Source organism: Rhizobium sp. 'Codium 1', from assembly GCF_020889605.1.
GTDB classification, from domain to species: Bacteria; Pseudomonadota; Alphaproteobacteria; order Rhizobiales; family Rhizobiaceae; genus Allorhizobium; species Allorhizobium algae.
In genome coordinates, this window is the sequence record NZ_JAJGPW010000002.1 from 753521 (window position 1) to 774160 (window position 20640).

Consider the following 20640-nt stretch of genomic DNA (forward strand, 5'->3'; position numbering starts at 1 on the left):
CCATGTCAGAAGCCTATATTTGCGACTACATCCGCACGCCCATCGGCCGTTTCGGCGGCTCTCTCGCCTCGGTGCGCGCCGATGATCTGGGCGCCGTACCGCTGAAAGCGCTGATGGAACGTCATCCCGGCATCGACTGGGAGGCAGTAGAAGACGTGATATACGGCTGTGCCAACCAGGCAGGCGAGGACAACCGCAACGTCGCCCGCATGTCAGCCTTGCTTGCCGGCCTGCCAGTCTCGGTGACAGGCACCACGATCAACCGGCTGTGCGGCTCCGGCATGGATGCCGTGATCACGGCTGCCCGCGCGATCAAGTCAGGCGAGGCAGAGCTGATGATCGCCGGCGGCGTCGAAAGCATGAGCCGGGCACCTTTCGTCATGCCGAAAGCCGAGACCGCCTTCTCCCGCAATGCCGAGATCTACGACACCACGATCGGCTGGCGTTTCATCAACCCGCTGATGAAGAAGCAGTACGGTGTGGATTCCATGCCCGAGACGGGCGACAATGTCGCCATCGACTTCGAGGTCTCACGTGAGGATCAGGACGCCTTTGCCGTGGACAGCCAGGCCAAGGCGGCAGAAGCGCAAGCCAATGGCAGATTGGCCAAGGAAATCACGCCCGTCACCGTGCCCCAGCGCAAGGGCGATCCTGTGATCATCGACCGCGACGAGCATCCGCGTGCGACCTCGATCGAGGCGCTGGCCAAGCTGAAGCCGATCAACAGACGAGAAGGGGCCACTGTCACCGCCGGCAATGCCTCGGGCGTCAACGACGGAGCCGCCGCCCTGATCATCGCCTCGGAAGCCGCGATGAAGAAATATGGCCTCACCCCGATCGCCCGCATTCTGGGTGGTGCAACCGCAGGCGTTCCGCCGCGCATCATGGGCTTTGGTCCGGCCCCGGCCTCCAGGAAGCTGCTCGCCCGTCTCGGCCTGACACAGGAGCAGATCGACGTCATCGAGCTGAACGAAGCCTTTGCGTCCCAAGGCATCGCGACACTCCGTGACCTCGGTATCGCCAGCAACGATCCACGCGTCAACCGCAATGGCGGCGCGATCGCGCTCGGCCACCCGCTCGGCATGTCGGGCGCTCGCATTGCGGGAACGGCAGCACTGGAGCTAAAAGAAACTGGCGGGCGCTACGCGCTTTCCACCATGTGCATCGGCGTCGGCCAGGGCATTGCAATCGCGCTGGAGCGCGTCTGACATCCGAAGGCGGCGGGAAACCGGCGCCTGTCTGCTCAAGGATTGAGGAAGGCCAGGATGAGCTGATGCACGGCCCCGCCGGGTGACATTTCCACCCGATCATATTCGCTGTGGCGCGCCACATGCGCATCCGAGATGGGCTTCAACTGGGCCTGCAGCGCTGCACGCACTTTCTGGCAGCCCGGGTCGTTTTCGTGGCGAAGCCCGATCGACACATCCTGAATCTGCTGCGTCAGATCCCGCATGAATTCACCATGCAGCTTCTCGTGTGCGACGATACCCTCGTAAAATGCGTCCCACTTCGCCGCCACGTCGGACGGAAGCTTCTGTGCGGGCTTCGGCAGGGTGTAGGTGACGACAAGCTTGGGTTTCGCCGTTGCGAGCACGCAAGCCGCCCCCTGCTGCTGATAGTCGCGCTGCCAGGTCAGCTTGAACGTCGTATGGGCGATCACCCGCCCGAGGCTGAGCTTAGGCCCCCGCTCGCCGACCGACTGATACAGGGCCATCGGCGTTGTTCCGTTCACCGGGTAGTGGGCGACCTTTTCTGTGGCCTGCCACTCCTGGCCGGCAGCCGGAAACGCTGCAACCATTGATACAAGAAGGCCGTTAAGCAGGCGAAAGACAGTGGTCACGGACAAAAGGCTCCCAGGATCATTGAACCTGATACCGGTGGCCATGCCCGACCGCAATGACCAACTGCAACCTCGACAGCCGCCTCGCCGTATTTCGATTGACCGCAGTTTCCGCAAATTTAACTGATCCTCATATATATGAAACCGGACAGGAGAGACGGGGAGAGTACAAAGGCGTGGAAAAAAAGGTGACGAAGCATGCTTTCCTGAGCCGTGCAGCGGGATGGGTGGACCTGCTCAAGGTTCCCAATGGCAATCCGGCGCTGACCGCAGCTCAGTTCGAGGCCTTCTCCAAGCAGGTCCCGCTTCTTTATTTCATCCTCGCGACGAACATGATCTCGCTCTCCTGGACCCACCTTGGTTCAGCGCCGGATTACCTGGTCGTTTATTTACCCGCCATTCTCACCACGCTTTTTGCACTCCGATCGCTGATCTGGCTGCGTGGCCGTAATCTCCAGCGCACGCCGCAGCAGGCCTATCGCCAGCTCCGGGCCACAAACCTCCTGTCTCTCCCGATCGCCGTCTTCTGCACTGCCTGGTCGATTTCGCTCATACCTTATGGCGACGCCCATCAGCAGGCTCATGTCGCCTTCTTCATGGCGATCACGGTCATCGGCTGCATCTTCTGTCTGATGCACCTGCGCTCGGCCGCCCTGATCGTTACGGTGACGGTCAACTTGCCCTTTTTCGTGGTCATGTGCCTGAGTGGCGAGCCCACCTTCATCGCGACGGGCGTCAACGTGATCCTCGTGACGATGGCAATGATCATGATCCTTGTCTCGCACTATCGCGATTTCCGCCAATTGCACGAGTCTCGCAACGTCCTGATGCTGCAGCAGCAGGCGCTGCAGGAGCAGAACAAGGCCATGCAGGCACTCTCGGATGAAAACCTGCGCCTCGCCAATCTTGACAGTCTGACCCTGCTCGCCAACCGCCGTAGCTTCTTCCAGATGCTGGAGACGACCTTCAGCCGAGCGAGTGCCGCCAGTGGCAAGCTCGCGGTCGGCGTCATCGATCTCGACGGCTTCAAGCCGGTCAATGATCTCTATGGCCACTCGGCAGGCGACAAGGTGCTGATAGAGATCAGCAACCGGCTGTCCACGCTCGCGGACCAGCGCCTCTCCGTCTATCGCCTCGGCGGCGACGAATTCGGCCTCCTGCTCCAGGGGGATGTTGAAGAAGCCGATGCCATGGCGCTCGGTGAAAAGGTTTGCGAACTGATCGCCGAACGCATCAACATCGGCAGCGGCATGGTCCAGGTCACCGGCTCGGTCGGCTTTGCGCTTTACCCCGATGTCGGCCAGACCGGGCAGGAAATCTACGAACTCGCCGACTACGCGCTCTATACCGCAAAGCGGCACCACCGCGCCGGGACGGTCATCTTCAACGCCGTTCAGGCGAACGAACTGAACCGCCAGAAGATTGTTGAGGAAGCACTGGTCGCTGCCGATCTGGAGCAGGAACTCTCGCTCGTTTTCCAGCCGATCACCTGCGTCGACAGCCGCGTCAGCATTGGTTTCGAAGCCCTTGCCCGGTGGGAAAGCCCGCGTATCGGTCAGGTCTCGCCGGCCGAATTCATCCCGGTCGCCGAGCATAACGGGCGCATCACGCTGATCACCCGCCTTCTGCTCGAACGCGCACTCGAAGTGTCCTGCCTGTGGCCGGACGACGTCTACCTCTCGTTCAACCTTTCGGCTCACGATCTCAGCTCGCCGGAAAACACCTTGAAGATTGTCTCAATCGTGCTGAAAAGCGGCTTCGACCCGCGCCGGATCAATTTCGAGATCACTGAAACTGCGGTCATGCACGACTTCGAACAGGCGAGCGCCTCGATCCAGATGCTGCGTGAACTGGGCGCCGGCATCTCGCTCGACGATTTCGGCACCGGTTATTCCAGCTTGAATCATGTACACAAGCTGCCGCTCACCAAGATCAAGATCGATGGCAGTTTCGTTCGCAACATCCACACCCGCAGGACCAGCTTCAACATCGTCAAATCGGTGCTGGCGCTCTGTGCCGAGATGGAACTGGAAGCGATCGTCGAGGGTGTAGAGACAGAAGAGGAACTACGCATCCTCGAAAATCTCGGCGTCCGAGCGGTTCAGGGCTATTACTTCGGGAAGCCGATGGTCGCCGCTGAGGCCATGAAGCTACTGTTGGCGCAACGGCAGGCACGGGCCTCGTAAGCTTCAGCTCGCCCGCACATTGATTTGCGCCTTGAGCTGCCGCACGATCGCGGCATCCGTTCGCCGCGGCATCTCGCTCAAAAAACCGAGTTCGACGAGCCGCCCAGCGCCGACATACGCCCCGCTGCAGGAGGCATGCAGCTCGGTTACTCCGGCGATCGCCAGAAAGCGTGCCACATTTTCTGGTCGTACGCCACCGCCCGGCATGATCGAGATCTTGCCTGTACTGCGCTCGACCAACCGCGCGATCATGTCGATCCCTTCTTCCGCGTGACGCGCGCCCCCCGACGTCAAAACACGTGAGAAGCCCAGGCTGATGGCGAGATCGAGGGCGCGCTCCATATCCGAGACGACATCAATCGCCCGATGCAGGGTAAGGTCCAGGCCCATCGCTGCGTCGACGAGCTTCCGGTTCACCTGTTGATCGAGGGCGCCGTCGGCAGTCGTGGCCCCTATCACGACACCGGCCAGTCCGGCGTCACGAGCGGCCGCAATATCGGCCTCCATCACCGCCACCTCCGCCTCGGAATAGACGAACCCACCGGCGCGCGGACGGATCAGGGCAAAGACGGGGATCGGCACCTGCGCGGCAGCGGCCATGAAGCCGCGAGACGGTGTGAGTCCACCCGAACCGAGTGCAGAGCAGAGTTCGATGCGGTCCGCGCCACCGGAGACGGCCGCCTGAAGGCCTGCGATATCATCGACGCAGACTTCGAGTAGAGGAGCTGAAGCTTTTTCCTGGGACGTCATGAACCGATCCCTCAACCCTGTGCTTTTTTCCGTGACTTCCCGTCAAGCAGCCAGAGCAGGCAGACCCCGACAAGACCGGCAATCGAGGCAATGATCGCCGTACCCGCATAGTCGCTGATGCTGGTGCCCAGCGCAAACATCAGCGAGGCCATACCGCCGCTCAGGAAGATGTTGACCGCAATCAGCGAACTGCCGAGACCGGCGCGGTCGGCGATCAGGTTCTGCAGATAGGTGATCGGGATTGCAATGATACCGGCGGCGCCAAGCCCTGCAACCAACGTGAGCAGATAGACATCGACCGGACGATCGGCGAGACCGAGGAAGACGAGATAGCTGCAATAGATGAGTGCTGCGGTGACCATGGCGAAGAGGATGGAGGTTCGCGCTTCGACCCATCCCCAGAAGAGGATGAAGATGATCTCGAGAAAGGCGACGATCCCGACGATGACGCCGACATCAGCTGGTGTTCCACCCGCCTTGCCGGTGACGATCAGCGGCAGGACGGTGCCATTGGCATGCAGCATGGCCGAGATCAGCGAAATCGCCAGAAGCCGAGGCAGGACGCTTGCCGAGCCGATCTGGCGGATGGAACGGAAGAAGGAATAGTGCTGCCGCTCTCCCTCCTGCACGGGCTTTTGACGATCAAGCCCGAAGACGAAGAGCAGGAGGCAGACGGCAGAAGCGAGGCTCGCGAGCAGAAAGGCCGGCAGCATGCTCGGCTGACCGATCAGAAGAGCACCGACGATTCCGGGTACCAGTACCCAGGAGGCAGAGAGAATGGCCCGGACGGCAGAATTCACCGCCATCAGTTCGCGCACCGCCATGCCGGTGGAAACCGCACGGATATTGGCGAAGATGAGCGAATTGATCGTGCCGAAGACCGGGATCAGGACCAGCGTCGCGATCGCAAACATCACCGGCGTCGGGACCACATAAACCAGTCCGAAACCGACGATGCCGAAGACGGCGGCCAGGATCATCGGCGACCGGAAATGTCCGAGCCGATCCGCAATAATGCCGGCAGTGACGCTGGCCGAAACATTCACCACGGCAGCCAGGAAGATCAGCACAGAATAGACGGCGTCTGACAGTCCGAGTTCCCGGATGCCGATGAGCGACATGTAGGGCGACGTCGCGGCGCCGGAGAAGCCGAAGAAGAAGATTGCGGCCGCACTGACCCGGATCGGCTTGTGGCGATAGACCACCGAAAAGGAGGACAACATGAAGGGAACTATCGGTCTGGAGTTCGTGCCGCCGGAAGGACGGCACGGTGATCATGGTCTCAAGGGAATCGCGTCGAGAAAAAGACCTTTGCCGTATAGCCGAAATCCTTGACGAAGGGATAGCTCGGCTGATGTCGGCGATGGCTGGGCAGGTTCTCGATATCCTGGTTGATCACGCCGTCCGTCAGCGCCATCAGGTTCGGATTGGCGACCGGCGAAAGCTCCGGCGACAGATAGCCTGACTTCACCACCAGCAGCCGCACCTTGGTCGGATCGAGGCCAAGCCGGGTGAAATCCGCGATATTGTGATAGGGCCGACGCCGCGCGGCAAGCACCAGCGTGATGTCTCCGATCCGCACGACCGCCTGCTGATCGGCAGCGGAGCCGGGATCGTCGAGAAAGACGACAGTTGCCTCCACTTCGACGGAAGGGCTAGCCGGGTCCAGAGACCCGCCGACCATGAGCGTGACCCGCGAACCGACGCCGGCTGTAAAACAGCGTTCGATGGCAGGTCGATCCGTGATACCGGCAATCAGAACCTCGTCGATTGACCGCCTCAGAAGTGCCTTCAGCACATCCGCTCGATCGCCGACGCCACCCCCGGTCGGGTTATCCCCGGAGTCGGCGAGGATAATCGGCCGTGTCTCGGTGCTTTCGGCAATATCGAGCATCTTCGCCAGCGGGCCGGTCACGGGACCGAAACGGAAATCCTCGCGCGCATCCCAGTATGACTGCGCGATGGCAGCCGCGACCTTCTCAGCCGCAGCCTTGTCGACCGCCGTGACCACGGCACAGGCCGTGCCGCGCGGTTCGTCGGCCCAGACATAACCAACCATCAGATTGGCGTCCCAGATACCAGGGACTGCATCATGCTCAGGCAGCTTCAGATAGAGGCTCCTGGCCGGCTCGTCCTCGGTCGAGGTCCGCTCGCCGGGCAGGAGAACCGGCACCGGCGCCCAGGCGACACCGGGTTTTTCGCCCGTGCGCAACGTGCGGACCAGCATCGACCAGGCCCGCACCATGGTCTCCCGCACATCGATATGCGGCGCCGTGCGATAACCGGCGAAGATGTCCAGCTGGTCGACGATCTTCTGGGTGACGTTGCCATGCAGGTCATAGCTTGCCGCCACCGGCACGTCCGGACCGACAACGGCGCGCGCCGCCGAAATCCAGTCGCCCTCGGCATCATCCATGCCTTCCACATTCATCGCGCCATGCATGGCGAGATAGAGCCCGTCGATCGGCAGTGTGGCCCTCAGCTGCTCCAGGAATTCCGCCTTGAACCCCTCGTAAGTGGCGCGCGCCAGAGGCCCACCGGGAACGGCACGAGCATGCAAAAGCGGAAGGTGCTCGACATCCTCGGCATCGAGGAAGTCGAAATACTCATGCGCCAGCAGATTCGGCCCGCGCAGCACACGGAAATCCTCCGGCTGCATCAGGACGGGAGACGAGGTCGAGCATTCGGTATGGATACCGCCAACGGCAATGCGGAATGTCATGGGACTGGGATCCTCAGTAGCGGGGGCTCAAACGGACGGTGGCGGCAAATCGCAGCCAGTCCTTGTTTTCCTTCGGCGTCCAGGCCGCCTCGGCAATGGCTGGAAGCCGCGGGAAGACGAGGTGGTTGAAGTAGTCGCGGGTCAGAAAGTGTTCGCACCAGATGCAGGCCTGGACACCCCGCATGCGGGCCGCAAGCTCGGCTGGAAACTCGGCGACCGCCTCATAGGCGTAGGTGTGCTTCGGCGGCACGGTGCCGGCCCAGCTCGCACCCGGCTCCTGAAACGCCTCGTCCTGCACCATGTCGAGATAATAAGCCTGGCCCGGCGTCATGACGACGTCGTAGCCCTGTTCTGCCAGTTCCAGCCCGACCTCCGGCTTCTGCCAGGCCATCAGCACTGTCCCCTTGGGATCGACGCCGCCGCCATGACTGACTTCGTCCCAGCCGGCGAGCTTGCGGCCGCGCTCGGCCAGCATCTTCTGGATCCGCTTCATGAAATAGCTCTGTAGCCCGAAGGTCCCCTCGATACCCTCCTGCTCCATCAGTTTCTTGGCGAGTGGCGATGCCATCCAGGTATTGGCCGCCACTTCATCACCACCGATATGGATGAGCGTCGATGGGAAGAGCTCGACCATCTCGTCGAAGACCTTGCCCAGCACCTCGTAGGTATATTCGATCGCCGGGTTCAGCGCATTGTTCGGATAGCCCTGAACCGAGCGATAGCTGTCGGGCGCTTCCTGGCCATCGACGAGCTCCGGCAGGGCAACAAGCATGGCCGTGCTGTGGCCGGGGACGTCGATCTCCGGCACCACCTCGACCTGCAGGGCTGCTGCATGGGCAACGATATCGCGCACCTCGTCCTGCGCATAGAAGCCGCCGACCGGTTCGGCCCCGTTGCCAAGCTGCGGCAAGAGCGGCTCGTCGGGTCCGCGCAAAACGCCAAGCGTTGTCAACTGCGGGAAGGCCTTGATTTCGAGACGCCAGGCTTCGTCGTCGGACAGATGCCAGTGGAAGGTGTTCATCCGGAACCAGGCGAGGATGTCGATGAGCCGCTTGACGTCGGCAACGGGGAAGAACTGGCGGGAGACATCGAGATGGCAACCGCGCCAGCCGTAGCGCGGCTTGTCCGCAACGACGCCGGAAGCCGGGAAGCGGAAGGTATCCGGCTGCGTGCGGGCTCCATGCAGCATCTGGGCAAGCAGTGTCAGCGCATATTGCAGGCCGGCGACATCACCATAGGCGAGCGTGATGCCGTCACCCGCAAAGTCCAGCCTATAGACGGAGACACCAAGGGCCTCGTCCGACTTGAAGGAAATCGCCCGCCCTTGGTGAACCGGCGCCAGCGACAGCGGCGCATGGCCGACGGCAAAGAGACGGCAAAAGAGACGCAACACGTTCTCGACGGCGCGCAACTCAACAAGCGAGGCACCGTCGGCAGGATAGAGCGCGACAGGGAAACCTTCACCCGGCACCAGTTCGGCCGACGCCGGCCAGGGCAGCATGGCGAAAGGCTGGGAGACTTTGCCCTCAGGCAGGAGGGCCGGCGGCGGTGCGCTGTCGCCAGCGCCAAGCATCAGGTCGGCCACCGCAACGGCCGTATGCTGGCCGGTGGAAAGGGTGATGAAGGCGGATTTCGCCCCGTCCGTCCGATGCTTCGCCGGTCGCCACAGACCGCCGACGCGGAAAGTCCAGGAGGCTCCCGGCTGCAGCACGAAGCCGGCAGGTGGCGCAAACTGGTGGAAATTGGCATTGCGCTTCAGAAAGACAGCATTCTCCAGGATCGGCTCTTGCACGTCTTTCACGCGGGTGAGTGAGGTGTAGGCCAGCTTGAAATCGGCAAGCGCGACATCAGAGAGATTGACCAGCGTGAAGACGAAGGCGCCGCAGTCATCGCCCTCCACGGGATGCCACGCATTTTCGAGACGGAACTGAACTTCGTTTGCCATGGGGGAATGCTCCGGGCTTTTCGGTATCAATAGTTGTCGGATTGCGAGAATGTTCGCGCGAGTTCGGCCTGACCGGCCGTCAGGCCGCAGTCGACGGGAAGACAGACGCCTGTGATGGCAGCCGCCTGATCGCTCGACAGGAAGAACACGGCATTTGCGATATCTTCAGAAGTCGCGATGCGTTGCAGCGCGTACCAGCGTTTGGCCTCTTCGAAGACATCAGGGTTGGCGGCGGCCCGCGCCTCCCAGGCCTGGGTGCGCACGGTACCCGGTGCGACCGCATTCGACCGGATACCATGTTTGCCATATTCGACGGCAATCAGTTTGGTGAGGTGAATAAGCCCTGCCTTGGCCGCGCTATAGGCCGGGTGACCGAAGACGGCCATGCCGTTGACCGAGGAGATGTTGACGAGCGAACCTTTGGACGCCTTGAGCGCCTCCTCAAACGCGCGGAAGCAGAGGAAGGGCGCTTCGAGATTGAGTGCACTGTCCTTGCGCCAGATCTCGCCATCGGTATCACCGAGGCTGACGGCCCGCGCCGCACCGGCATTGTTGACCAACGTATGCACGAGGCCATGGGTCGCGATGCGCGCGGCGGTCTCGGCAAGATCCTTTTCGTCCGTCACATCGCAGACGAGCGAGACGAAGCGAGCTTCATCATCGAGCTCGATCATCGCTTGTTCCAGCGCCTGACGATCCAGATCCAGCAGCACGACAACGTCGTGGCTGTCGGCAAGGCGCCTTGCGATCGCCCGACCGATATCTCCGGCAGCTCCGGTCACGACAGCAACCTTATGCGTCACGGCGGGTCTCCGACATCGATGCGGGCATGGTTCAGTCTCCGAGAAGTTGCCGGTCATCCCCACCATCGCGGTGCTCGACCAGCTGTTGTTTGATATGGCGCAGCGTCACCTGCGACTGCTTGCGATTGCGATAGGCAACCAGGCTTGCGATCACGTCGACGACGGCGAGATAGGCAAAGCGCGTAGAGGTCGGCCGGAAGATGTTTTCGCCCTCCGGGAGGTCGATGCCGATGACAAGTTCGGAGGCTTCCGCCACCAGACTGTTGCTCTGGGTGAGCGCGATCGTCGTGATGCCGTTCTCGCGCGCGAGCCTGAAACACTTCACCAGCTCGGTATTGCGCCCCGAAAACGACGAGCCGATCAACACATCATTCGAGCGTGCAGCCGCTGTCAGCATCAGTTGCATATTATGGTCTGCTGAGGCGGTGACCCGCGAGCCGAGGCGAAAAAGACGGTTCTGCAGTTCGCCCGAGATCATCGAGGAGTTGCCGCCTGAGCCAAAGGCATAGACCATCTCCGCCCGCGCAAGCCTGTCCGCGACCTTATCAAGCATCACGGGGTCGAGCGCCCGATGCACCATGAACATGGCATTTTGCGCCTTGGTGATTACATCGGTCGCGACATCGGCCGGCTCGGTGCTCTGTGCTTCGGGATTGAGATAGCGCACGCCGACATAGGCAGTCCGCGCGAGGCTCACTTTGAAATCTGCGAAGTTGTGGCAGCCAAGACGACGGCAGAAGCGCGTGACCGTCGGCGGTGAGACCTCTGCTTTTTCGGCCAGTTCGATGATCGAGGCATTGACCGCGAAATCGAAGGAATTGAGCAGGATATCCGCGATGCGTTGCTCGGAGGCCGAAAACTGCCCTGCCTCTTCCTGAATGCGTGCGAAGATATCCAATGCCCTGCCCTCTCTCTTATTTCGAAGGCTTGAAGGCTACGCAGTCGATTTCGACCTTGCAATCGACCATCATCGAAGCCTGAACACAGGCGCGCGCCGGCGGGTGCTCGCCGAAATACTGCTGGTAGATCTTGTTGAAGGTCCAGAAATCGCGAGGGTCATCCAGCCACACGCCGCAGCGCACGACATGTTCAAGGCCGTAGCCGGCCTCGTCAAGAATGGCGATGACATTGGCGATCGTCTTGTGGGTCTGCTCGACTATGCCGCCCGGGATGATTTCCCCGTCTTCCATCGCCACCTGACCGGAAACATAGAGCCAGCCATCGGCCTCGACGGCGCGCGCAAACGGCAAACGCTGACCACCTGCACCCGCCTTTTCGGCCCCGTAACGCTTGATCGTCATGGATACCCCTTATGCAAATTATTTTCTTCGATCGTTGACAAGCGACCATAAAAAACCGATTTTGACCAGAGAAAATTCACATCCATGAAAAGAATTTAAAGACGGGGAAGAAATGCGCGACCCATTCCAGAATCCGTTTCCGGCCACGGACGAAGCCCGCCATGCCATTTGGGAGATGCTCGTCCCTCGCGACATCGATGCGTTTCTGGCCGCCGACTGGAGCATGGTCGCACATGATTTCGTCGAGGACGGCTTTATCGGCATCAGTGGCAATCGCGAGGAGGATGCGGACAAGTGGACGCTGGCCTTCCCCAATCTCGCCGCCTATCGCGACGAATGGCTGAAGCAGGCCAAGGATTTTGCCGCCCAGAGCTACGGCGAGGATCCGCGCACCGCGATCTTCACCACGACGACACTCGAGGAGATCGAGATTTCCGGAGAGACGGCCCTCGTGCGCAAGAAGTTCGACGGTGGCCTCAAGAAGGCCGACGGCACGCTCGATGTCATGCGCTGGCAGACGCTCTATTATTGCCGACTGCATGAAGGCCGCTGGAAAATCTCCGGCTTTACCGGTTATCTGCCCAATCCGATGGGCAAGCGCTGAACCCGCCCTCGAACCCTCAAGACCCCGGAGGTCGGCCCTTGCGCATCTTCACCGCCGCGCTTGCAACGGAAACGAATACCTTCTCCCCGATCTGCATCGACCGGCGCGCCTTCGAGGATTCGCTCTACGCGCCTCCGGGTGAGCACCCCGCGACACCAACGCTCTGCACGGCGCCGATCACCGTCGGCCGCAAGGTCTGCGCCGAGAAGGGCTGGATGCTGATCGAGGGCACCGCAACCTGGGCGGACCCGGCGGGTCTCGTCAATCGGCAGACCTATGAGAGCCTGCGCGACGAGATCCTCGACCAGTTGACGGCAGCACTGCCCGTTGATGCTGTCGTGCTCGGCCTGCATGGCGCCATGGTCGCCGACGGTTATCTCGACCCGGAAGGCGATCTCTTGACCCGGATCCGCGAGATCATCGGCCCGGACATCCTGCTCTGCGCCGAACTCGATCCGCATAGCCACCTGACGGCGAAGCGCGTCGCAGCCGCTGATTTTTTCGTCGTCTTCAAGGAATTCCCGCACACAGATTTCGTCGATCGCGCCGAAGATCTCTGGCGTATCGCGGTCGACACGCTGGAAGGCCGGGCGAAACCCGTCATGTCGGTCTTTGACTGCCGGATGATCGATATCTTCCCGACATCGCGCGAGCCGATGCGCAGCTTTGTTGACAGGCTTATGGCCATCGAGAAAATGGATGCAGAGGTTTTGTCGCTCTCTGTCATTCATGGTTTCATGGCGGGCGATGTGCCGGAGATGGGAACGAAGACCATAGCCGTGACCAACGGCCATCCGGAAAAGGGCGCCATGCTTGCCCGCGACCTCGGCCTCGAACTATTCGCCCGGCGCGGCACCTTCATGATGCCGCAGATCGACGAAAAGACGGCCCTCGACCATGCGCTCGCCTATCCGCAAGGGCCCGTGGTCATTGCGGACATGTGGGACAATCCGGGTGGCGGCACGGCGGGTGATGCGACCGTGATCCTCGCGGAAATGCTGGCGCGTGGCGTGACCAATGCTGCAATCGGCATGATCTGGGATCCGATCGCCGTGCAGATCTGCATGGCGGCCGGCGAAGGTGCTGAAATCCCGCTGCGCTTCGGCGCAAAGTCTGCGCCCGGCACCGGCCATCCGATCGATGGTCTCGTCAAGGTGGTCAAGGTCGTGGCCAATGCCGAGATGCGCTTCGGCGACAGCATCGCGCCCTTCGGCGATGCGGCCCATATCCGGCTTGATGGCATCGACATCATCCTGAGCTCGGTCCGGGTGCAGAGCTATGACCCCTCTCTCTTCACGGCCCTTGGCATTGACCCGACGAGCAAGCATCTCCTCGTCATCAAGTCGACCAACCACTTCTACGCCGCCTTCTCGCAGATCGCCTCGGACATCCTGTACTGTGCCGCCGGCACGCCCTATCCGAACGACCCGGCCAAGACAGCCTATCGCCATGTGCGCCGCGATATCTGGCCGATCATGGCAAACCCGCATGATACGCCCGAGGGCAATGAGGCCGCATGATGCAACTTCCCCGCCCGAGGATCGGTCAGCCGATTGCAGAACTGTCGACCCCGCTTCCCCTGGTCGATGAGGACAGGCTTGCCGCCAACATCGCCCGCGTCCAGGACTATATGTACAGTCATGGCCTCGCCTTCCGTCCGCACATCAAGACGCACAAGATCCCGGCGATCGCCGCCGAACAGGTCAAGGCGGGCGCGAAGGGCATCAACTGCCAGAAGATCACCGAAGCAGAGGTCTTTGCCGATGCCGGCTTCGAAGACCTGCTGATCACCTTCAACATTCTTGGTCCCGAGAAGCTGAAACGCCTCGTTCCGCTCAATGCCCGCATTTCCGGCCTGAAGGTTGTGGCAGACAGCGAAATCACCATCCGCGGCCTCTCTGCCGCCTTTGCTGCTGAACGCCCGCTGAGCGTTCTCGTTGAATGCGACACGGGTGGCGGACGCTGCGGCGTCCAGAGCCCGGAGGCGGCCATTGCGCTCGCCGAGACGATCGCCGCGGCCCCCGGCCTGACCTTCGGCGGCATCCTGACCTATCCAAAGGCGAATAGCGAAGAAGCCGTGGAGGCCTTTTTCGCGACGACACGCGAGGGCCTCGCCACCCGTGGCCTCCCCTGCCCCATCGTCTCCAATGGCGGCACGCCCAGCCTCTTCTTCGCCCACAAAGTACCCTCGGCGACCGAGCACCGGGCCGGCACCTATGTCTACAACGACCGCGCCATGGCAAGGGCCGGCCATTGCAGCCTTGACGACTGCGCCATGTCTATCCTTGCCACCGTCGTCTCCCGCCCGACCGAGGATCGTGCCATCCTCGACGCAGGCTCCAAGGCCCTCACCTCTGACCTCCTCGGCTTCTCTGACTACGGCGTCATAGTCGAGTATCCGGACGCCGTAATTTGCGGCCTCTCCGAAGAGCATGGCACGGTTGATCTGTCGAAGGTTCAGGGACGGCGACCGGAGATCGGCGAGAAGGTCAGGATCATCCCCAACCACACCTGCGTCGTCTCCAACCTCTTCGACCTCATGACCTTCCACCGCGACGGCATCGTCACCCGCGTGGAAGACGTCGCGGCTCGCGGGCTCGTCTGGTAGCAGCAGCGACTGTTGCAAAGCCGTTCCCGAGCGCATGCCGGCGGGCGACTTGCGGATCTCGGACGCATTCCAGGTGGAGAAGTCCGCTCCCTCCATATAAAAAAAGGTCCGCCCGAAGGCGGACCAGGGGATTGGCCTTTGGCAGGGCCGGGAGGAGCTTTAACTGGCGGCCTTGACGGACGCCGGGAGGTCGAGGGTGCGCCAGTCGATGCGCCGTTCCAGAGCCTGGCCGTTGGCGTCGAACAGATGGCAGTCGGCAGCCATGATGCCTGTTGTCATAGGCTGTTCGGGACGCACCGGGGCAGAGCCAGGGAGCAGCGCGCAGTAAGGCTCGCCATTTGGCAAGGCCGCATAGGCAATGGTATTGATGCCAAGCCGCTCGATGACGGCGGGCGTTACCATGATGTTGATGTCACCATCGCTCAGACGTGTGTGTTCGGGGCGAATGCCGAGCGTCAGCGTCTGGCCGACAAGATCGGAGCGCCCGTCGACCGGGATCAGCGCCGTCTGGCCTTCATAGGAAATAGTGACCCCAATGGCATCGACACCGACACAGGTGACCGGCACGAAGTTCATCTTGGGATTACCGATAAAGCCGGCAACGAAGGTGTTTTGCGGCTTGTGATAGAGTTCGAGCGGCGCGCCTACCTGGGCGATGTTGCCGGCATTCAGCACCACGATCCGGTCTGCCATGGTCATGGCCTCGATCTGATCATGGGTGACGTAGACCATCGTTGCTTCAAGGTCGCGGTGCAGTTTGGTCAGCTCGATACGCATGTCGGCACGAAGCGCCGCATCCAGGTTGGAGAGCGGCTCGTCGAAGAGGAAGATCTTCGGTTCGCGCACGATGGCCCGGCCGATCGCGACACGCTGGCGCTGGCCGCCGGAAAGCTGGCCGGGACGCTGCTGCAGACGCTGATCAAGCTGCAGGATCTTCGCGACAGCCCCCACTTTCTCGCGGATCGTCGCCTCGGAGAGCTTCTCGACGCGCAGTGGAAAGGCAATATTCTCGAAGACCGACATATGCGGATAAAGCGCATAGGACTGGAAGACCATGGCGATGCCGCGCTCGACAGGCGGCTTGTCGTTGACACGCTCGCCATCGATCACGATGTCACCATCGGTTGTGTCGTCGAGACCCGCGATCATGCGGAGCAGCGTGGACTTGCCACAGCCCGATGGCCCGACGAAAACGACGAACTCACCGTCATTCACCTCGAGATCGACACCCTTGATGACCTCGAAATGCCCGTACGACTTGCGCACCTTTTTCAGAAATAGCTGACCCACGACCCTTAGTCTCCACTGCCGGTCCGTCGTTGACCGGCCAAATATGCCTGATGAAATCCGCGGGCCGGACCCGGCCCGCGGAGCCTCGGTCGCCCGAGATTATTTGTACTGCTCGAGATCAGCTGCAGCCTTCTTCAGCGCATCGGCCGGCTCGGTCTTGCCGGTGACGACCGACTGGACCATCTCGATCATGACATTCTGGAAGCCCTTGTAGTCGGTGAAGAGGGGCTCGGGACCGCCATAGGCGATGCCGTCAATGAAAGGCTTCCAGAAAGGCTCGTTGGTGACGAACTGGTCGACGACCGCACCGGGGCGCAGCGGGGTGAGGCCAGCGCCGCCCTGCAGCTCGTATTCGTGCTGGATATCGGTCGAGGTGATGTACTTGGCGAACTCGATCGCCTTTTCCTCGACGCCCGAACCGGAGAAGATCGCCAGGCTGTCGGTGATCAGCAGTGTGCCTTCACCCTGGGCCGATGGGCCGCGCGGCAGCGGGGCAACACCCCAGTTGATCTTCGTGTCTTTCAAACGATAGGCGGCGCCCGAACCCGACTGGATCATACCGACCTTGCCGTCGAGGAAGATGGCGCGAATTTCGTTCTGCTCATACGCGGTCGCACCCTCGACGGAGTAAGGTGTGATATCCTTGTAAGCTTGGAGCGCTGCAAGTACTTCCGGGCTGTCGATGACGATCTTGTCGCCGTCGATGACCTTTCCATTGTTGGTGTAAACCCAATGCATGAACTGGTGCATCGTGTTGTCGAAGGTCTTGGCGGGCAGACCGTAGCCGGCGACGCCAGCCTTTTCCGTGATCTGCTTGGCAAACTCGATCTCTTCAGCCCAGGTCTTCGGCGGGGTTTCCGGATCGAGGCCGGCAGCCTTGAACAGATCCTTGTTCCAGTAGAGTGCCTTGGTCGAGAAGGCGACGGGAACACCCCACTGCGTGTCTTCGAAGGTCACTGTTTCGACGATGTTCGGGTAGTAGGAGGCTTTCTCCTCATCCGTCATCGGAACCGGAACGATCAGTTCGTTCTGGGCGAATTCCTTCAGCGTGCGCGAGCCGACATAAGCCATGGCAACGGGCGTACCGGCGACGGCAAGAGTCGTGGCCTTGTCCTGGCACTGTTCCCAGCCGACGACCTCGGGCTTGACCTTCCAGCCCTCGTTCTTGCCTTCCCATTCGGCGATGTACTTCTCGTGGATCGGGTCGATCTTGTCGCCGCAATAGATCCAGCTGATCTCCTGGTCAGCCGCCAGCGTGGTGAGCGCGGAGCTGGCGAGCAGGGCAAACGAGCCTGCGAGCATGGTCAGTTTTCTTGTCATCGATAGTTCCCCTTTGTTGACAGGTTGAAAGCGTCCGGTTGACCCGAATTTTGTTGGCAGCCCTACTTCACCGCACCGGCGGTAAGCCCGCTGACGAGGTAGCGTTGCAGGAAGAAGATCACGATCATGGCAGGCGCGATCCCGACGAAGCTCGCCGCCATCAGCTCGTTCCAGATGACCTCCTGACGGCCGAAATAGGCAAAAAGCCCGATCGGCAGCGGCATGTATTCGGTCTTGGAATTGAAGGTCAGGGCGAAGATGAACTGCTGGGCATAGGCACCGATGAAGGTGGTGATGGCGACGACGGCGATGCCCGGCATTGCGAGCGGCAGAACGACCCGACGGAACGTATAGAAATAGCTGGCACCATCGACATAGGCTGCTTCTTCCAGCTCGCGCGGGATGCGCATCATATAGGTGCGCAAGAGCCAGATGGCGGTCGGGATGAGGAAGGCGACACCCGGCACGATCATGGCAAAATAGGTGTTGAGGACCCCCATTGAGCGCATCAGCCGGAAGAGCGGGATAAGCAGCACCGCGCCCGAGAACATGTTGACGGCGAGGAAGGCCCCGAGCAATTGCCCCCGGCCGCGAAACTCGAACCGGGCGAAGGCGTAGGAGGCCGGCACGACAAGCAGCAGCACGACAAGGGTCGCGATCGTCGAGATGAAGAAGGAGTTGAAGATGTATCGCGCAAAGCCTGGCACGCTGTCCCACATCGTGATGTAGGCGTCGAACGAACCATTCTCCGGGAAGAACCGATAGGGCGAGGAGAAGAGCTGGCTGAGCGGCTTCAGCGACACCAGGAAACCTTCGACGAAGGGCGCGAGCACAAAGGTCAGGAACACGGCGATACCTGCATAGATGCCGACCAGTTCATACCAACGATAGCGGTTGATCAGGGCTGTCTTGTCGTAGCTCATCGTGCATGCTCCTGCGAAAGACGGCTGGTCACGCGAAAATAGGCGACGCAGAAGATCGAGAGGAAGATACAGATCAGGACTGCCCGGGCAGCACCCTCGCCGTATTTCTTGGACCCGATCGCCGTGTGATAGGTGTCGATGATCATTGTCGTGGTCTCGCCGCTCGGGCCACCGCGCGTGAGGATCCAGATGATGTCGAAGGAGTTGAAGGTGGAGATCAGCGAAATCATCGACATGGTGATCATGGCGGGCAGGATCAGCGGCAGGGTGATCCGGCGAAAGCGGTAGAAGCGCCCCGCGCCATCGGTCCAGGCAGCTTCGTACAGATCCTGCGGGATCGCCTGCATGGCGGCGAGCATGTAGAGCGTCACCATCGGCACGCCGATCCACACATCCGTGAAGATCGTCGCCCAGAAGGCCGTCGAGCCATAGGCGAGGAAGGCAACCGGACCATCGACCACGCCGGTGCGTTGCAGGACGCCGGAGATCATCCCGAACTGGCCGTTATACATCCAGCCCCACATGAAGATGCCGATCGCCATGGGTACGATCCATGGTGGCATGGTGAGCACGCGGAAGAGCGTACGACCCGGCACGGCCGTGTTCAGCATGGCAGCCCCGAAGGTGCCGATGATCATCTTGATCGACACCGAGAAGAAGGTCCAGATAAACGTCCTGACGATGACGGTCGCGAAGGTGTCGTTGAAGATCTTCTCGTAATTCACCCAGCCCACCCAGTTCGTCGTCTTCCTGAGCGAAGCGTCGGTGAATGAGAGAATGAAGGTGTCGACCAGCGGATAGGCTACGATGGCCGTGATATAGAGAAGGGCCGGCGCGATCAGCAGCCAGGCGAAGGTGATGGCGCTTTGGCGAGCTTGCATCCGACCGCTCCCTTATGCCGAACGCGCGCGGGCGGAAACGCCGGCGGGTCCATGAAGGCATGCATCGAACTTTTCCCAGACGGGTTTCAGATCGACAACCTTGCGGCCGAGGCGGGCCTCGTCCATGGCAAGCGCAAGCATGCCGGCTTCCAGCGCATCGATTGCAGACACCGGCTGCTTTGCCCCCGAATTGACGAAGGCGATGACATCTTCGGCCATCTGCTCATCGGCGCCGTAGTGCTGGGAAAGCGCGGAAGGCGCCTTGTAGGTGTTGGCAATGACCTTCTCATTGGTGCGGGCGTCATGCACATCCATGAAACCACGCACGAAATCGCCTTCCGCCATGCCCTTGGATCCGATCACGCAGAAGCGGCGGAATTCGTCCGGCACATTGAGATTGGTATGGAAGGTCATCGACACGCCGTTCTCGTATTCCACGATGGCAGTCTGGTAATCGATGATGTCGCCGTCGCTGTCGAAGACCTTGTCGGAGCCCTGCCAGCCGCTCGGCTTGCGGTGATAGACATTGAGGTCGTTGATACCGGTGGCCTCGGGCGCATTCTCCGGCACGAAGCTCTTGCGGCCGCCAAAGCTTGCGACGAAACGCGGACGGGCACCGACCACGCCGTTGTAGAGGTCGAGGTCGTGGCAGCATTTTTCCAGCATGAAACCACCGGCATATCGTCCGTAGCGGCGCCAGTCGCGCATGAAGAAGGCACCGTGATAGGGCTGAATGTGCTCGGAAGCTTCGATCGACACGACATTGCCGAGACGCCCCTCCTCCTGCGCCTTGCGCAGATCGCGATAGAGCGGGGAATACCGCAGAACCAGGCCGACGAGCAGCCGGTCATGTCCATGCGTGTGGAGCAGCGAGGCCAGCGCATAGCTCTCCTCGATGCTGGTGACGATGGGTTTTTCCGTGAAGACTGTGAGCCCTGCCTCGAGACCGAGACGAATATGCTCCAGATGCATGTGGTTCGGCGACCCGATCATCAGGAGGTCGAAGCTTTCGCCTGCGATGAGCGCCTCGGGGGTGCCATAAGCTTTGCCGGGGGAAATACCGTATTCATCGAGCGTCGGCATGCCGGCCGGAGCCGGATCGACATAACCAACGATCTCGAAGCTCGGATCAATCTCCCTGAACACCCGACCCAGATATCCGAGACGGAATCCGAGTCCGATAATCGCGACCTTCATGATACATTCCCCTGCTTTCGTAATTATTTTTCGCAGACTGCGTCACTTTTCCAAGATCGTCAACACAGGAAGCGAAAATCCCAGCATTGATGAAAATTGTTTTCATGACCGTTCGCGATACTGGATGAAGATCTGGCACTCCACTTCCCAGCCACGGCAGAAACCTCAAGGGCATGCCAGCGCAAAGGATTTGGATTGCGATCTTCCCCAATCGTTAATTTAAGATACCAAAACTAGTCCAATCGTAAAGCTGAGCTCGCCGAAAATCTT

General features: G+C 61.0%; 18 protein-coding genes. 5 read left to right on the top strand and 13 right to left on the bottom strand.

The features are described 5' to 3' along the window. Positions 1-2 precede the first annotated feature (2 nt). Positions 3-1208 (top strand): 3-oxoadipyl-CoA thiolase, encoded by a 1206-nt coding sequence (pcaF, locus tag LJE98_RS08730; protein ID WP_229574764.1) that lies wholly within the window; start codon positions 3-5, stop codon positions 1206-1208. Positions 1209-1243: 35 nt separating this feature from the next. Here the strand turns inward: pcaF and LJE98_RS08735 are convergent, their stop codons facing one another. After that, entirely contained in the window at positions 1244-1840 is a 597-nt protein-coding gene (locus LJE98_RS08735) for a DUF922 domain-containing Zn-dependent protease (protein ID WP_324255822.1), read from the bottom strand. 188 nt (positions 1841-2028) lie between these two features. On the opposite strand from LJE98_RS08735, the gene LJE98_RS08740 reads away from it, so the two are divergent. After that, entirely contained in the window at positions 2029-4026 is a 1998-nt protein-coding gene (locus tag LJE98_RS08740; RefSeq protein WP_229574765.1) for a putative bifunctional diguanylate cyclase/phosphodiesterase, read from the top strand. Between the two features lie 3 nt (positions 4027-4029). On the opposite strand, the gene LJE98_RS08745 is transcribed toward LJE98_RS08740, so the two are convergent. Genes LJE98_RS08745 through LJE98_RS08775 form a run of 7 tightly spaced genes read right to left on the bottom strand, consistent with a single transcriptional unit; the run spans position 4030 to position 11547 of the window. Then, entirely contained in the window at positions 4030-4776 is a 747-nt protein-coding gene (locus LJE98_RS08745) for a copper homeostasis protein CutC (protein WP_229574766.1), read from the bottom strand. Between the two features lie 11 nt (positions 4777-4787). Next, positions 4788-5999, bottom strand: a complete 1212-nt coding sequence (locus tag LJE98_RS08750) for an MFS transporter (protein ID WP_229574767.1) — start codon at positions 5997-5999, stop codon at positions 4788-4790. 59 nt (positions 6000-6058) lie between these two features. After that, positions 6059-7498: a M81 family metallopeptidase gene (locus LJE98_RS08755; RefSeq protein WP_229574768.1), complete on the bottom strand. Its 1440-nt coding sequence runs from the start codon at positions 7496-7498 to the stop codon at positions 6059-6061. A 13-nt stretch (positions 7499-7511) separates the two neighbouring features. Beyond that, positions 7512-9443 carry a beta-N-acetylhexosaminidase gene (locus tag LJE98_RS08760; protein WP_229574769.1) on the bottom strand — a complete coding sequence of 644 codons (1932 nt, stop codon included), beginning with the start codon at positions 9441-9443 and terminating at the stop codon, positions 7512-7514. Between the two features lie 26 nt (positions 9444-9469). Beyond that, entirely contained in the window at positions 9470-10246 is a 777-nt protein-coding gene (locus tag LJE98_RS08765) for an SDR family oxidoreductase (protein WP_229574770.1), read from the bottom strand. A 31-nt stretch (positions 10247-10277) separates the two neighbouring features. Next, positions 10278-11144 carry a MurR/RpiR family transcriptional regulator gene (locus tag LJE98_RS08770; protein ID WP_229574771.1) on the bottom strand — a complete coding sequence of 289 codons (867 nt, stop codon included), beginning with the start codon at positions 11142-11144 and terminating at the stop codon, positions 10278-10280. 16 nt (positions 11145-11160) lie between these two features. Further along, on the bottom strand, positions 11161-11547 hold the full coding sequence (locus LJE98_RS08775; protein ID WP_229574772.1) for a RidA family protein: 387 nt from the start codon (positions 11545-11547) through the stop codon (positions 11161-11163). A gap of 112 nt (positions 11548-11659) precedes the next feature. On the opposite strand from LJE98_RS08775, the gene LJE98_RS08780 reads away from it, so the two are divergent. Genes LJE98_RS08780 through LJE98_RS08790 form a run of 3 tightly spaced genes read left to right on the top strand, consistent with a single transcriptional unit; the run spans position 11660 to position 14759 of the window. Continuing rightward, on the top strand, positions 11660-12151 hold the full coding sequence (locus tag LJE98_RS08780) for a hypothetical protein (RefSeq protein ID WP_229574773.1): 492 nt from the start codon (positions 11660-11662) through the stop codon (positions 12149-12151). Positions 12152-12189: 38 nt separating this feature from the next. Then, positions 12190-13671, top strand: a complete 1482-nt coding sequence (locus LJE98_RS08785) for a M81 family metallopeptidase (protein ID WP_229574774.1) — start codon at positions 12190-12192, stop codon at positions 13669-13671. Then, positions 13668-14759, top strand: a complete 1092-nt coding sequence (locus LJE98_RS08790) for a D-TA family PLP-dependent enzyme (RefSeq protein WP_229574775.1) — start codon at positions 13668-13670, stop codon at positions 14757-14759. Before LJE98_RS08785 ends, LJE98_RS08790 begins: the two co-directional genes overlap by 4 nt. A 159-nt stretch (positions 14760-14918) precedes the next feature. On the opposite strand, the gene LJE98_RS08795 is transcribed toward LJE98_RS08790, so the two are convergent. From LJE98_RS08795 to LJE98_RS08815, 5 genes are all read right to left on the bottom strand, one after another. Then, on the bottom strand, positions 14919-16049 hold the full coding sequence (locus tag LJE98_RS08795) for a sn-glycerol-3-phosphate ABC transporter ATP-binding protein UgpC (protein ID WP_324255823.1): 1131 nt from the start codon (positions 16047-16049) through the stop codon (positions 14919-14921). A 99-nt stretch (positions 16050-16148) separates the two neighbouring features. Then, a complete protein-coding gene (locus LJE98_RS08800; protein ID WP_229574776.1) occupies positions 16149-17369 on the bottom strand; it encodes an ABC transporter substrate-binding protein in 1221 nt (406 codons plus the stop codon). A 62-nt stretch (positions 17370-17431) separates the two neighbouring features. Next, positions 17432-18292 carry a carbohydrate ABC transporter permease gene (locus LJE98_RS08805; protein ID WP_229574777.1) on the bottom strand — a complete coding sequence of 287 codons (861 nt, stop codon included), beginning with the start codon at positions 18290-18292 and terminating at the stop codon, positions 17432-17434. Continuing rightward, positions 18289-19173 carry a carbohydrate ABC transporter permease gene (locus tag LJE98_RS08810; RefSeq protein ID WP_229574778.1) on the bottom strand — a complete coding sequence of 295 codons (885 nt, stop codon included), beginning with the start codon at positions 19171-19173 and terminating at the stop codon, positions 18289-18291. Before LJE98_RS08810 ends, LJE98_RS08805 begins: the two co-directional genes overlap by 4 nt. A 12-nt stretch (positions 19174-19185) precedes the next feature. Then, a complete protein-coding gene (locus tag LJE98_RS08815; RefSeq protein WP_229574779.1) occupies positions 19186-20370 on the bottom strand; it encodes a Gfo/Idh/MocA family protein in 1185 nt (394 codons plus the stop codon). Positions 20371-20640 lie beyond the last annotated feature (270 nt).